We start from the raw sequence: 13,829 nt of genomic DNA, 5'->3' as shown, positions 1-13,829 counted from the left end.
ACATAGCAAGGAGCTAACATGTCAGGTCCTGAACTCGCAGCACCCGCAAAAAAACCACCTACCCTGCGCTTCGAAGGCGGCGAACACACCGCCATCGGCGACGATACGCTGTTGCGCTTCAGCAAGGACGCCCCGGCAATCCCCGCGCGGCAAGTCGAACTGCACCTGCCCAACGGGTTGGCACTCACCTACGGCCAAGTGATCGCCCTGGGCGGTGACTTTTATGGTATCCCCGGCCAGCCCATCAACGAGGGCACCTCACCTGCCGATCGTATGCAACGTTTCAGCGCCGCGTTCAACTCACTGGCCGTGCTACCGGCCTCGCGGGACGAAGCGCCGAAGATCCTGGCGGTGATGCAAAAAGAGATCAACGCGGTCAACCAGGCGATCAAGGACGGCAAGCAAGCCCATGAAGCCTATGATGCCCTGGGTGATACATTGTCCGAGGAATGGAACCGCATCACCGGTGGCGGCAGCGCGGTGTCGGCATTGATCCCACTTGGACGCTACCTGAAGCTGGCGGCGGACAACGCCGACCACTTCGGCGAATGGGCGATGGCGGCCTACCTGGCGGGGCATACAGCCGCCTTGCAACAGGCTGTAGTGGCCCACCAGACCGGTACCGATCAGGCATTGGAACTGGCCTACGCCATGAACGGCTTTGCCGATCACTTCTTGACCGATCTATTTTCTGCCGGCCACCTGCGCGTGCCGCGCAAACAGCTGGCGGCGGTCGTCACTCCGGGCGAACTGGGCTCGCTGATCAGCCGCTTCATGCACGATGAAGACAGCAAGTTCGGGCTCAAGGTGCGCAATGCCATGGGTGACGAGTGGCATGCCTATGGCGACAAACGCTATTTCGACAGTATCGACGCAGCCAATCGGGCACAGGTCAAACGCGCCGTTCAGGCATCCGCTGATGAGATCTTCGAAACCTTCATCAGTGGCGTTGCGCCCTCCCCGGCCAACTTCAAGGCACCGCTGTATGTGCCGGATCTGAATGCCGCGCAGAACCCGGCGAATAACTTTTCGCCGCTGTTCAAGATGGAGGGAGACAAGGTGCTGCGTCGCAAGGACGTGAATGACCTCAACGACAAGCACTGGACCAATGATTGGTGGGGGTGGAGTACGTATTTGTTGCTCAAGGATTACAAGCCGAATACGCCGGCTTGAGCGGTACCGCCTGTCGATACTGTGAGTTCTAACAGTTATGTACCGTTCATCAAGGGCGGATAACACACCTCAGGGGGCTTAGAAATTGGCTCCTGAGGCGATTTGTTGCAGCACTCCTGATGCCTGAGGCGTCAGGCCACCGCACCATAGGCCGACAAGGGAACGGACCCCAGGAAAATCAATGCGACTGAATATCAAGGACCCTAACGTTGCGCCAGCTCCGGTCTGTGCTTGATTTTTGCTTCTTTTACTAAGGTTGATGAGAGAGGTGCGTCATGAAAACCACTGATGAAATTTTCGGCCTACTGGCCTCCAGTTTCGAAGCCCATCGGGACAATAAAGATCAAGACTTTGATCCCGATATGCCTTTGGCCGAGCTGATTGCTGACGAGAACGAAAGGCGTCGTGTGATTGACACGTCCGTGAAGGCGCTTCAGTTGAACCTTCCTGATGACGTGGCGAAGAAAGCGACACTGGACTCGTTAGCGTCCTACATCCAATCAATGCAAACGTCATAGAAAACGCTGAACGGCACATAAGCCACCTGCTGACGATCAGCCTGCCCTTTCAGCCTCTTCATGAGCATGGCGCAGCCGCTCACGGCTATTGGTCAGGTGCAAGCGCATCGCCGCCCTCGCCGCATCCGAATCCTGGCGGGCAATCGCCTCATAAATTTCTTCGTGTTCGCGGCTCAGGCGCCCCATGTAGTGCTGGTGGTCATCATGGGCCAGGCGTGCCGAGTTCAGGCGCGTACGCGGGATGATGCTGGTGCCCAGGTGGGTCATGATGTCGGTGAAGTAGCGGTTGCCGGTGGACAACGCAATTTCCAGGTGGAATGCGAAGTCCGAGGCCACTGCATCACCGGCGTGCGCCGCGCTTTCATTCAGGGCATCGAGGGCCGCGCGCATGGCGGCCAGCTGTTCATCGCTACGGCGCAGTGCGGCCAGCCCGGCAGATTCCACTTCCAGGCTGATACGCAGTTCGAGAATCGCCAGCACGTCACGCAAAGTGACTACCGTAGCCGGGTCGATTCGAAAGCCGCTCGGGCTCGGCGTGTCGAGCACAAAGGTGCCGATACCATGACGGGTTTCCACCTGCCCCGCCGCCTGCAAGCGGGAGATGGCTTCGCGGACCACGGTGCGGCTGACGCCATGGGCGTCCATGATCGCCGATTCGGTGGGCAGCTTGTCGCCACGCTTGAGTTGGCCGTCGCGGATCTGCTCGGACAACACCGTGACCAATTCCTGGGCAAGGCTGCGGCGCTTGCGGGGAAGACGAGGGGCGGTGCTGGCGTTTTCCATTTGGAGTCATCTATCTCGGTTGGGTAAAGAGGCATCATAGCCCATGGTGGTTGTACGATCACCGTTCAGTCGCGACTTTCACTCATATCCTGCGTGCAAAAAAATGCCTCGATACGGATCGAGGCATTTTTCCAGCGCACCCGAAGGCGAACGCCGCTTACTTCACCACTTTCAGACTCGGCCGACCGCTTGGACGCGGTGGCTCGCTATCCGGTGGCGGCACATCATCGCCGTCTTCCTCTTCAATCACTTCGTCGTCCTCGAAAGGCGACTCCAGATCGAACACCATGCCTTGGCCGTTCTCCCGGGCATAGATGCCGAGGATAGCGCCAATCGGCACGTACAGCGTGTGCGGCACACCGCCGAAACGCCCTTCGAAGCTTACCGCTTCATTGTCCATGTGCAGGTGGCGCACGGCACTGGGTGATACGTTCAACACAATCTGCCCGTCACTGGCAAACCCCTGCGGTACCTGAACCGCAGGAAACTCGGAATTGACCAGCATGTGCGGGGTGCAATCGTTATCCACAATCCACTCATAGAGCGCGCGGACCAGGTAAGGTCGACTGGAGTTCATCAACGGCTCCTTAAGCCTTAGCGCATATCGCGTTCGACACCAGACAGACTTGCCTGGAAAGCCTCACGCGCAAACTGGCGCTCCATGTAATCAAGCAACGGCTTGGCCGGCCGTGGCAGTTCAATGCCCAGAATCGGCAAGCGCCAGAGTATGGGTAATAGGCAGCAATCCACCAAGCTTTGTTCCTCACTGAGGAAAAAAGGTTTATCAGCGAACAACGGCGAAACACCGGTCAGGCTCTCGCGCAATTCCTTGCGCGCCTGCACCCGAGCGGCTTCTTTGCTGCGGGTATCCAGGATCAAATCCACCAGCCCGCACCAATCTCGCTGGATCCGATGGATCAGCAGGCGGCTGTTGGCACGGGCCACCGGATACACCGGCAGCAAAGGCGGATGCGGGTAACGCTCATCCAGATATTCCATCACCACGGTTGACTCCCACAACGCCAGGTCACGATCGACCAGGGTGGGCAAGCTGCCGTAAGGGTTCACTTCGATCAGTTTCGGCGGATGACGACCCACCTCCACACTGATGATCTCGGCGCTGACACCCTTCTCTGCGAGTACGATGCGTACTCGGTGGGAATAGTGGTCGGCGGGGTCGGAGTAACAGGCCAACCGATTGGTCACGCCCATGGCGGTCCTCCTCGCTTGTTGAAATTATGGAAAGCTCAAAAACGAGCGCGCCCAGAAAGCATCTCTGCAGCCTCTGGAAAGTCCAGGTCGCTACGGGTTAGAGATGCCGCTGGGCGCGCAAGATTAACAGCAATTGCTTACGGTTGGATCAATGCACATCCTTCCAGTATTCGCGTTTAAGCAGATAAGCGAATACGAAGAAGAAAGCCAGGTACAGCAAGACATACGTCCCGATGCGCTGGTGTTGCAGTTTGACGGGGTTGGCCGAATAGGCCAGGAAGGTCACCAGATTCTTGACCTTCTCGTCAAACTGCTCGTCAGTCAACGAACCAGGGGTTTCTATCTTCAGTTGATCGCACGCTTCATGAGTCAAAGGCGTCCCGGTCAACGGATCATATTGCTTCTTGCCGTCTTCGACGACCTGAACCTGCTTGCATCCTACCACTTGCTTGCCTTGCAGGCCGACCAGAACGTTAGGCATGCCGACGTTCGGGAACACACGGTTGTTCACGCCATAAGGGCGCGCCGGGTCCTCGTAGAAGGATTTCAGGTAGCCGTAGAGCCAGTCGGTGCCGCGTACACGTGCCACCAGCGTCAAGTCAGGCGGTGCTGCGCCGAACCAGGTCTTGGCGTCGGCAGGCTTCATGCCGATATTCATGTGGTCGCCGATCTTGGCACCGGTGAACACCAGCTTCTCCAGCATCATTTCATGGGGGATACCGAGGTCATCGGCCACCCGCTCGTAACGCTGGAACTTGGCGCTGTGGCAGCCCATGCAGTAGTTGGCGAACGTACGCGCGCCGTCTTGCATAGCCGTCTTGTCAGACACGTCGATATCGACTTTTTCCAGTTCCGGGCCGCCGTGTTCGGCAGCGAAGGACAGTAGCGGCAGCGCCGCAAGCATCAATGCAACGAATAATTTTTTCATCAGCCAGTCACCCTTTCCGGAACCGGTTTGGTCTTCTCGAGCCGGGTGTAGAACGGCATCAGAATGAAGTAGGCGAAGTACAGGAAGGTGCAGACCTGCGACAGCAGCGTACGCTCAGGGGTCGGCGCCAATACGCCCAACACGCCCAGAATCACGAATGCTATGCAGAACACCCACAGCCAGATTTTGCTCAGCCAGCCTTTGTAGCGCATGGACTTGACCGGGCTTCGGTCGAGCCACGGCAACACGAACAGCACCGCAATGGCCGCGCCCATGGCGATGACGCCCATGAGTTTGTCGGGGATCGCCCGCAAGATCGCGTAGAACGGCGTGAAGTACCAGACCGGGGCAATGTGCTCAGGTGTCTTGAAGGCGTTCGCCTGTTCGAAGTTCGGCTTCTCGAGGAAATAACCACCCATCTCCGGGAAAAAGAACACGATCGAGCAGAACACGAAGAGGAACACGACCACGCCGACAATGTCTTTCACGGTGTAGTACGGGTGGAACGGGATGCCATCCAGCGGGATGCCGTTCTCGTCCTTGTGCTTCTTGATGTCAACGCCGTCCGGGTTGTTGGAACCCACTTCGTGCAGCGCCAGGATGTGCAGCACCACCAGGCCCAGGATCACAATCGGCAGCGCCACGACGTGCAGGGCGAAGAAGCGGTTCAGGGTGATACCGGAGATCAGGTAGTCACCACGGATCCACTGGGTCAGGTCGTTGCCGATGACCGGAATGGCACCGAACAGCGAGATGATCACCTGCGCGCCCCAGTACGACATCTGGCCCCATGGCAGCAGGTAGCCCATGAAGGCTTCCGCCATCAGCGCCAGGTAGATCAGCATGCCGAACACCCACACCAGCTCGCGGGGCTTCTGGTACGAACCGTAGAGCAAGCCACGGAACATGTGCAGGTAGACCACGATAAAGAACGCTGAAGCGCCGGTGGAGTGCAGCAGGCGCAGGATCGAGCCGTACTCGACGTCACGCATGATGTATTCGACGGAAGCAAACGCCTCCTCCGCCGACGGGGTGTAGCTCATCGTCAGCCAGACACCGGTGACGATCTGGTTGACCAGCACCAGCAGTGCCAGGGAGCCAAAGAAGTAGAAGAAGTTGAAGTTCTTCGGGGCGTAATACTTGCTGAGATGGTCTTCCCACATTTTAGTAGCGGGGAAGCGTGCATCGACCCAATCCATGAACTTGCTCATCACGCGTTCTCCTTATCGAGGCCAATGACAATGAGGTCGTCAGTTTCGTAGGTATGCGGAGGCACGGGCAGGTTCAAGGGAGCGGGCTGGGACTTGTAGACGCGACCCGCCAGATCGTAGTGGGAGCCGTGGCAGGGGCAGAAATAACCACCGACCCAGTCTTTACCCAGATCGACTGGGGCAACTTCCGGGCGGAAGGTGGGTGAGCATCCCAAGTGGGTACACAGGCCGACCAGCAGCAGAATCTCTGGCTTGATCGAACGTGCTTCGTTTTTGGCGTAGGCGGGTTGGTCGGATTTCTCAGATTTGGGGTCAGACAGCTGGCCTTCGATCTTTTTCAGATTTCCCAGGATTTCCTCCGTACGACGAACAATGAATACCGGCTGGCCGCGCCACTCAGCAATCATCTGCTGGCCTGGTTCGATCTTGCTGATATTCACCTTCACCGGTGCACCTGCGGCTTTCGCCTTGGCACTGGGAAACCATGACCCCACGAACGGGACCGCAGCCCCCACCGCTCCTGCAGCACCCACCACGGATGTGGCTGCTACCAAGAAGCGACGCCGGCCTGCATTCACGCCGTCATTGCTCATTCAGTCCTCTCCCATCAGCTTTTTGGCCTGTTAAATCAGGCGTCTACTAAGTATTAAATCTGAACTTATAAAAATTTTGCCGAATGGTAATGAAAAGCCCCACGTCTGACAAGGGAATTGCCCGGGGCTCCGCCTCCAGGCCTTGTAGTATAGGGGGTCTACGGATGTGGCAAGTTGTCACGGTGAAAAATGTGCATAAATCGCAGGCAATAAAAAACGCCCAGCTCCGTAAGGAGGCTGGGCGTTTTTGTGGAACGTAAAGCGAATTAACGCTTCGAGTACTGCGGACGCTTACGCGCTTTACGCAGACCGACTTTCTTACGTTCAACTTCACGGGCATCACGAGTCACGAAGCCAGCTTTGCGCAGAGCGCCACGCAGGGTTTCGTCGTACTGCATCAGAGCGCGAGTGATACCGTGGCGGATTGCGCCAGCTTGACCACTTACACCGCCACCGATAACGGTGACGTAGATGTCGAACTTTTCAACAGTCTCGGTCAATTCCAGCGGCTGACGAACTACCATGCGGGCAGTTTCGCGACCGAAGAAGTTGTCCAGAGTGCGGTTGTTGATCGAGATGTTACCAGTGCCCGGACGCAGGAAAACGCGTGCGGTTGCGGTTTTGCGACGGCCAGTGCCGTAATTTTGAGTCGCCGACATAATGAACTATTCCGTTAAAACTTCAGTTCTTGGGGCTGCTGAGCAGCATGAGGGTGTACAGCGCCCGCATAGACTTTCAGCTTGCGAAACATATCGCGACCCAGTGGGCCCTTCGGCAGCATGCCTTTGACCGCGATTTCGATCGGGGCTTCAGGCTTCTTGGAGATCAGGCCTTCAAAGTTGGAAGACTTGATACCGCCTGGGAAACCGGAGTGACGGTAGTACATTTTGTCTTGCGCTTTGTTGCCGGTAACACGTACCTGCTCAGCGTTGATGATCACGATGTAGTCACCGGTGTCAACGTGAGGGGTGTACTCAGGCTTGTGCTTGCCACGCAGACGGCTGGCGACTTCAGTGGCCAGACGACCCAGGGTCTGACCAGCGGCGTCGACGACAAACCAGTCGCGCTGAACTGTTTCCGGTTTTGCAGTAAAAGTTGTCATTCTTTAATAGCCTCAGGGGCCGCCCTGTAAATTAGACGGCGGATCTTACTGAATAGTGCTTACTTTGACAAGTCAAAGGCAGCCGGATACAGACGCTATCGGGGGCTCGGGTCGGCGCGTCCGTTCAACGGCAAGATTCTTCGGCAGGCGGCGCATCACTTCCACTGCAGAAAGAGGTGGGCAATTATGCAGATTGCGAAAAAAAATTCAACCTGCTTTTATGATTGTTTTCCCTGAAGGAGTACCCGATGGATTATCGACAGCTGGGCCGTACGGATCTGAACGTGAGCGCGATAGCCCTGGGCACCATGACGTGGGGCGAGCAGAACAGCGAGGCAGAGGCCTTCGCGCAGATCGAACGGGCCAAGGCGGCGGGGATCAACTTCCTCGATACCGCGGAAATGTACCCGGTGCCGCCCAAGGCCGACACCTATGCCACCACCGAACGCTATATCGGCAATTACTTCAAAAGCCGCGGCGACCGCGGCGACTGGATCCTCGCCAGCAAGATCGCCGGCCCCGGCAACACTATCGACTACATCCGCGATGGCCACCTGCGCCACAACCGCAAGCACATCGTCGAGGCACTGGACGCCAGTCTCAAGCGCCTGCAAACCGACTGGATCGACCTCTACCAATTGCACTGGCCGGAGCGCAGCACCAACTTCTTCGGCCAACTGAGCTACAAGCACAAGGACGAAGACGACCTCACCCCGCTGGAGGAAACCCTCGAAGCCCTGGACGAGCAGGTCAAGGCCGGTAAGATCCGCCATATCGGCCTGTCCAATGAAACCCCGTGGGGCACCATGAAATTCCTGGCCCTGGCCGAAGCCCGTGGCTGGACCCGCGCGGTATCGATCCAGAACCCCTACAACCTGCTCAACCGCAGCTTTGAAGTGGGCTTGGCCGAAGTGGCCATCCGTGAGCAATGCGGCCTGCTGGCTTACTCGCCCCTGGCGTTCGGCATGCTCAGTGGCAAGTACGAAGGTGGCGCACGCCCGGCCAAGGCGCGCCTGACCGAGTACAGCCGCTTCAGCCGCTACTTCAACCCGCAGTCGGAGGCGGCGTGCAGCCGTTATGTGGCACTGGCGCGGGAGCATGGCCTGGATCCGGCGCAGATGGCATTGGCGTTTGTGACACAACAGCCGTTCGTGACCAGCAACATTATTGGCGCCACGAACCTGGAGCAACTGGACAGCAACATCGCCAGTGCTGATCTGAAGCTGTCGAAGGAAGTACTGGAAGGGATTGAGGCGATTCAGAAGGATCATCCGAATCCTGCGCCTTGATTGATCTGTAGAGCGCTATCGGGGGCCTGCCCCCGATGACGCATTCAAGACCAGCAAAAATCAAAGCGCCCGCGCAATGATCTCCTTCATGATCTCGTTGGTCCCCGCATAAATCCGCTGCACCCGCGCATCCGCCCACGCCCGCGCAATCGGGTATTCCCACATGAAGCCGTAGCCGCCGTGCAACTGCACGCACTCATCCAGCACCTTGCATTGCAGGTCCGTGGCCCAGTACTTGGCCATCGCGGCAGTGGGCACATCCAGCTTGCCTTCCAGGTGCAGCGCCATGCATTTGTCGACGAATACGCGGCCGATCTGAATCTCCGTGGCCATCTCCGCCAGCTTGAAACGGGTGTTCTGGAAGTCGGCAATCGCCTTGCCGAACGCCTTGCGCTCACGGGTGTATTCCAGGGTCCACTGCAACGCCGCCTCGGCAGACGACAGCGCGCCAATCGCGACAGTCAGACGCTCCTGGGGCAATTCCTGCATCAAGTAGGCGAAGCCCATGCCGGCCTGGCCCAGCAGGTTTTCCTTGGGCACCCGCACGTCCTGGAAGAACAGCTCCGAGGTGTCCTGGGCCTTCATGCCGACCTTCTCCAGGCGCTTGCCCTTGGCGAAGCCGGGCGTATCGGACTCCACCAGAAACAGGCTGGTGCCCTTGGCACCGGCCTTGGGATCGGTCTTGGCGACCACGATCACCAGCTCAGCCAAGTACCCGTTGGTGATAAAGGTCTTGGAGCCATTGATCACATACTCATCACCGTCCAGCACCGCGGTGGTCTTGACCCCTTGCAAGTCGGACCCGGCACCCGGCTCGGTCATGGCGATGGCCGTGACCATCTCACCAGAGATCAACTTGGGCAGGTACTTGTGCTTCAGCGCTTCACTGCCGTAATGCAGGATGTAGGGCGCGACAATGTCCGAATGCAGGGAAAAGCCGATGCCGGTCAGGCCCAGGCGACTGATCTCTTCGATCACTACTGCGCTGTAGAGAAAGTCCGCGCCCAGCCCGCCGTATTCCTCCGGCAGATGGGAACACAACATCCCCGCCTCCCCCGCCTTGCTCCACAGGTTACGGTCGATGTAGCCCTGCTTCTCCCATTGCCCGTGAAACGGTGCAGCGTCTTTTTCAAGAAAGGTGCGCACGCTCTGGCGGAAGAGTTCGTGCTCCGGGCTGAACAAGGTTCTCGGAATCATGGGTCACCTGCGTGGATTGTCGGACAAGGACGAGCCCACAGAGCCTATGCCCCGATGGCGTCACAGGACACTGGACACATGCGACAAAAAATAAGACGATCCAGCCGTCTGGTGACCACTTTCCCCTATAAGAATAAATGAAATTATGTCTAACCAAATCTCCACGCCATTGCGGCGCGTCAGCATTTTGGCCATTGATCGGGTATTCGCTTCGACCCTGATGCAGGCCAAGGACTTCTTCCATCTCGCCAGCCTGCGTTATGGCAAACAGCAAGGCCTGGGCCTGACCCCAGCGTTCGAAACACGCCTGGTGAGCCCCGACGGAAAATCGGTGCGCAGCTTCAGTGACGTGATCATGCCGGTGGACGGCGGCCTGGAAGACGCCGACATTATCGTGCTACCAGCCTTCTGGGATGACTTCGATGCCCTGTGCGCGCGCTACCCGCAAGTGCTGCCGTGGCTGCGCGAACAGCATGCACGGGGCGCGGTACTCTGCGGCGAAGCCACCGGGGTGTTCTGGCTGGCCGAAGCCGGCCTGCTCGATGGCAAGGAGGCGACCACCTACTGGCGTTTCTTCAACGCGTTCGGCGAACGCTTCCCCAAGGTCCAGCTCAACCAGGACAAGCACCTCACCGACGCCGACAACCTGTATTGCGCCGGCGGCACCACCTCGGCGTGCGACCTGTATATCTACCTGATCGAACGCTTCTGCGGCGCCAACATCGCCCAGGCCGTGGCCCGCGACATCCTCTACGAAGTGCAGCGCAGCTACTCGCCGGGACGTATCGGTTTTGGCGGCCAGAAGCTGCACCAGGACGTGATCATCCTGCAGATCCAGCATTGGCTCGAAGAGCACTTCGCCGACAAATTCCGCTTCGAAGACGTCGCCCGGGAACACGGCATGAGCATCCGCAACTTCATGCGCCGCTTCCAGACCGCCACCGGCGACAAGCCGCTGCATTACCTGCAACGGCTGCGTATCGAGACGGCCAAGGGCCTGCTCTCGGGCAGCCGCAAGAGCATCAAGACCATCAGTTATGAGGTGGGTTACGACGATGCGAGTTTCTTTGCGCGGTTGTTCAGGCAGCACACGGAGCTGTCACCGAACCAATATCGGCAACAGTTTCAGCAAGCCGCATAAAATAGGGGTATACACAGGGTAAATGTGGGAGGGGGCTTGCTCCCGATTGCGATGGATCTGTCAACTTCTACAGTGACTGACACTCCGCGATCGGGAGCAAGCCCCCTCCCACATTTGATCTGCATTGATCTTAAGGTTTGTGACCGCGCGACAGGAACTCGTGGGACTGCATTTCCAGCAAGCGGCTCAGGGTGCGTTGGAACTCGAAATTCAAGCGGCCACCGGTATAAAGATCCTTGAGCTCGACTTCGGCCGAGATGATCAACTTGACGTTACGGTCGTAGAACTCGTCGACCATGTTGATAAACCGTCGTGCGATGTCGTCGGTGGTGACGCTCATCTGCTCCACGCCGCTGAGGATCACTGCGTGGAAGATCTTGCCCAGTTCGATGTAGTCGTTCTGACTGCGTGGGCCGTCGCACAGTTGGCGGAATTCGAACCAGGCCACGTCATCGCAGGTACGCAGGGCGATGATTTCGCGGTTCTCGATCATCAGCTTGTCGTTTTCCACCGCCTGGGTGCATTCCGGCGTGAGGGCGCGGAAGCTTTTGCGCAGGCTTTCGTGCGCCGCTTCGTTCAGCGGAAAATGGAACAACTCCGCCTGTTCGAGGTGACGCAGACGGTAGTCGACGCCGCTGTCGACGTTGACGATCTCGGTGTTCTGCTTGATCAGCGCAATGGCCGGCAGGAAGCGCGCGCGCTGCAGGCCGTCCTTGTACAGGCCGTCGGGCACGATGTTCGAGGTCGCGACCAGGGTCACGCCGTTCTTGAACAGCTCTTCCATCAGGGTGCCGAGGATCATGGCATCGGTGATATCGGAGACGAAGAACTCATCGAAGCAAATGACCCGCGCTTCATCGGAGAAACGCTTGGCGATGATGGTCAGCGGGTTTTTCTCGCCCGGCAAGGTCTTCATCTCTTCGTGCACGCGCTTCATGAAGCGGTGGAAGTGTGTCCGTACCTTTTCCTTGAACGGCAGCGCTTCAAAGAACGTATCGACCAGGTAGGTCTTGCCCCGGCCCACGCCGCCCCAGAAATACAGGCCCTTGACCGGCGTGTGGTCTTTCTTGCCGAACAGCTTGCTGAGCATCCCCGGCTTGCTTTGCGAGGCCGCAACCAGGTCGTCGTACAGGCGCTGCAAATGACGCACCGCCGTTTCCTGGGCCGCGTCATGGAAGAATTCAGGGCGTTTCAGATCAGCTTGGTATCGTTCTAGGGGCGTCATAATTTCGTTAGCAAGGCAACAAAAACGGGCCGTCACTGTAACGACGGCCCTGGATAATGGCAATCAACCCTTGGTCGGGTTAATCCTCGATTGGGGTCAACGCAATGCGCAGGGCTGCAATGGCGGCATCACGGGATGCGGCATCGGTGAACTCGGCGCTGTCGGCCACTGCGGCACCGTCCAGCCATACGCTGAAGCTCAGGGCCTCGCTGCGTACGTCCAGCGCAGCACCACTTTGCAGTTGCTTGGTGACTGCGCCGGCCGCTTTACCATCGGCAAAATTGCGCGACAGCAGCAATTGCTCGCCATCGGCGGCCAACAAGCGGAAGCGGAAGCTGCCGTCGTCTTCACGGAAGCTCACGAAACGCGCGGCCTTCGCGGCCTTCTTCTTGACCGCGACCGGCGCTGCTGCCTGTTCGACGAACGAACGCAGGCCCACCGCTTCACGCAACTCGGCCAGGAATGGCGCGGCGACGGCACGGGCTTTCCTGGCGCCGACCTGCAACAGGTCTTCCATGTCCGAAGGGCGCGACATCAACTGGTGGTAACGCTCGCGCGCTTCGCCGAGCTGACCATCAAGCAGCTGGAACAGACGGTTCTTCGCCTCGCCCCAGCCCAGGCCTTGCAGCAGTTCGGCGCGGAATTCTTCTTCCTGGGCCTTGCTCGCAAACGCCTGGTACAGGGTGAACAGGTGTGAGTTATCCGGGTCCTTGGCTTCGCCAGGGGCGCGCGAGTCGGTGACGATGCGCGAGATGGCGTCTTTCATGTCCTTGGCGCTGGTGAACAACGGGATGGTGTTGTCGTAGCTCTTGGACATCTTGCGGCCATCCAGGCCCGGCAAGGTGGCAACGCTTTCCTCGATCAACGCCTCGGGCATGGTGAAGAATTCTTTACCGTTGCCGAACAGGTGATTGAAGCGCTGGCCGATGTCGCGGGCCATTTCCACGTGCTGGATCTGGTCGCGGCCCACCGGCACTTTGTGCGCGTTGAACATCAGGATGTCCGCCGCCATCAGCACCGGGTAGCTGTACAGGCCCATGGTGATGCCCGCATCCGGGTCTTCGCCGGTCTCCACGTTCTTGTCCACCGAGGCCTTGTAGGCATGGGCGCGGTTGAGCAGCCCCTTGGCGGCGACGCAGGTCAGCAGCCAGGTCAGCTCGGGGATTTCCGGGATGTCGGACTGACGATAGAAGGTCACCCGGTTCACATCCAGGCCACCGGCCAGCCAGGTCGCGGCGATTTCCATACGCGAGCGCTGGATGCGCTGCGGGTCATCGCATTTGATCAGGGCGTGGTAGTCGGCCAGGAAGTAGAAGGAGTCGGCATTGGCATCCTGGCTGGCCAGGATCGCCGGGCGGATCGCACCAGCGTAGTTGCCCAGGTGCGGCGTGCCGGTGGTGGTGATGCCGGTGAGGATACGGGTACGAGTCGTCATGGGTAATCGCTTATCAGACTGC

15 protein-coding genes are annotated in these 13,829 nt (G+C 58.7%); 4 read left to right on the top strand and 11 right to left on the bottom strand.

Annotation, left to right across the window (positions count from 1 at the left end; translation table 11 throughout):
• Positions 1-18 precede the first annotated feature (18 nt).
• Both BLW22_RS01605 and BLW22_RS01600 read left to right on the top strand, forming a co-directional pair.
• Positions 19-1,173 (top strand): phospholipase, encoded by a 1,155-nt coding sequence (locus BLW22_RS01605; RefSeq protein WP_074843896.1) that lies wholly within the window; start codon positions 19-21, stop codon positions 1,171-1,173.
• A 275-nt stretch (positions 1,174-1,448) separates the two neighbouring features.
• On the top strand, positions 1,449-1,691 hold the full coding sequence (locus tag BLW22_RS01600; RefSeq protein WP_065924309.1) for a hypothetical protein: 243 nt from the start codon (positions 1,449-1,451) through the stop codon (positions 1,689-1,691).
• A gap of 36 nt (positions 1,692-1,727) precedes the next feature.
• Here BLW22_RS01600 and BLW22_RS01595 read toward each other — a convergent pair whose 3' ends face one another.
• The 8 genes from BLW22_RS01595 to rplM form a co-directional block, all read right to left on the bottom strand.
• Positions 1,728-2,474, bottom strand: coding sequence for a FadR/GntR family transcriptional regulator (locus BLW22_RS01595; RefSeq protein WP_027604839.1), 747 nt, complete (start codon positions 2,472-2,474; stop codon positions 1,728-1,730).
• Positions 2,475-2,631: 157 nt separating this feature from the next.
• The gene (locus tag BLW22_RS01590; protein ID WP_065924310.1) at positions 2,632-3,051 is read right to left on the bottom strand and encodes a ClpXP protease specificity-enhancing factor; all 420 of its coding nucleotides are present in this window, start codon (positions 3,049-3,051) and stop codon (positions 2,632-2,634) included.
• A 17-nt stretch (positions 3,052-3,068) separates the two neighbouring features.
• Complete coding sequence (locus tag BLW22_RS01585; RefSeq protein WP_027604841.1) at positions 3,069-3,686, bottom strand: glutathione S-transferase N-terminal domain-containing protein; 618 nt, start codon at positions 3,684-3,686, stop codon at positions 3,069-3,071.
• 148 nt (positions 3,687-3,834) lie between these two features.
• Positions 3,835-4,614, bottom strand: coding sequence for a cytochrome c1 (locus tag BLW22_RS01580; protein WP_074843894.1), 780 nt, complete (start codon positions 4,612-4,614; stop codon positions 3,835-3,837).
• Positions 4,614-5,825: a cytochrome b gene (locus BLW22_RS01575; RefSeq protein WP_003171746.1), complete on the bottom strand. Its 1,212-nt coding sequence runs from the start codon at positions 5,823-5,825 to the stop codon at positions 4,614-4,616. The genes BLW22_RS01580 and BLW22_RS01575 overlap by 1 nt, the downstream gene beginning before the upstream one ends.
• Entirely contained in the window at positions 5,825-6,418 is a 594-nt protein-coding gene (gene petA, locus BLW22_RS01570; RefSeq protein ID WP_027604843.1) for a ubiquinol-cytochrome c reductase iron-sulfur subunit, read from the bottom strand. The genes BLW22_RS01575 and petA overlap by 1 nt, the downstream gene beginning before the upstream one ends.
• A 266-nt stretch (positions 6,419-6,684) precedes the next feature.
• Complete coding sequence (gene rpsI / locus BLW22_RS01565) at positions 6,685-7,077, bottom strand: 30S ribosomal protein S9 (RefSeq protein WP_003171743.1); 393 nt, start codon at positions 7,075-7,077, stop codon at positions 6,685-6,687.
• 14 nt (positions 7,078-7,091) lie between these two features.
• Positions 7,092-7,520, bottom strand: a complete 429-nt coding sequence (gene rplM / locus BLW22_RS01560; protein WP_003171742.1) for a 50S ribosomal protein L13 — start codon at positions 7,518-7,520, stop codon at positions 7,092-7,094.
• A gap of 248 nt (positions 7,521-7,768) precedes the next feature.
• On the opposite strand from rplM, the gene BLW22_RS01555 reads away from it, so the two are divergent.
• Positions 7,769-8,809 (top strand): NADP(H)-dependent aldo-keto reductase, encoded by a 1,041-nt coding sequence (locus BLW22_RS01555; RefSeq protein WP_065924311.1) that lies wholly within the window; start codon positions 7,769-7,771, stop codon positions 8,807-8,809.
• A 60-nt stretch (positions 8,810-8,869) separates the two neighbouring features.
• Here the strand turns inward: BLW22_RS01555 and BLW22_RS01550 are convergent, their stop codons facing one another.
• On the bottom strand, positions 8,870-10,006 hold the full coding sequence (locus tag BLW22_RS01550; protein ID WP_065924312.1) for an acyl-CoA dehydrogenase family protein: 1,137 nt from the start codon (positions 10,004-10,006) through the stop codon (positions 8,870-8,872).
• 220 nt (positions 10,007-10,226) lie between these two features.
• Between BLW22_RS01550 and BLW22_RS01545 the strand changes: the two genes are divergently transcribed.
• Entirely contained in the window at positions 10,227-11,147 is a 921-nt protein-coding gene (locus BLW22_RS01545) for a GlxA family transcriptional regulator (RefSeq protein WP_169899207.1), read from the top strand.
• A gap of 130 nt (positions 11,148-11,277) precedes the next feature.
• Here the strand turns inward: BLW22_RS01545 and zapE are convergent, their stop codons facing one another.
• On the bottom strand, positions 11,278-12,372 hold the full coding sequence (gene zapE / locus BLW22_RS01540; protein WP_053131627.1) for a cell division protein ZapE: 1,095 nt from the start codon (positions 12,370-12,372) through the stop codon (positions 11,278-11,280).
• Between the two features lie 79 nt (positions 12,373-12,451).
• Entirely contained in the window at positions 12,452-13,807 is a 1,356-nt protein-coding gene (locus BLW22_RS01535) for a tryptophan--tRNA ligase (protein ID WP_074843891.1), read from the bottom strand.
• Positions 13,808-13,829: the final 22 nt, after the last annotated feature.

The sequence above is a fragment of the Pseudomonas marginalis genome (genome assembly GCF_900105325.1).
GTDB lineage: Bacteria > Pseudomonadota > Gammaproteobacteria > Pseudomonadales > Pseudomonadaceae > Aquipseudomonas > Aquipseudomonas marginalis.
The sequence above is the reverse complement of the archived record's forward strand: the minus strand, read 5'-3'. Positions and strand labels throughout refer to the sequence as shown.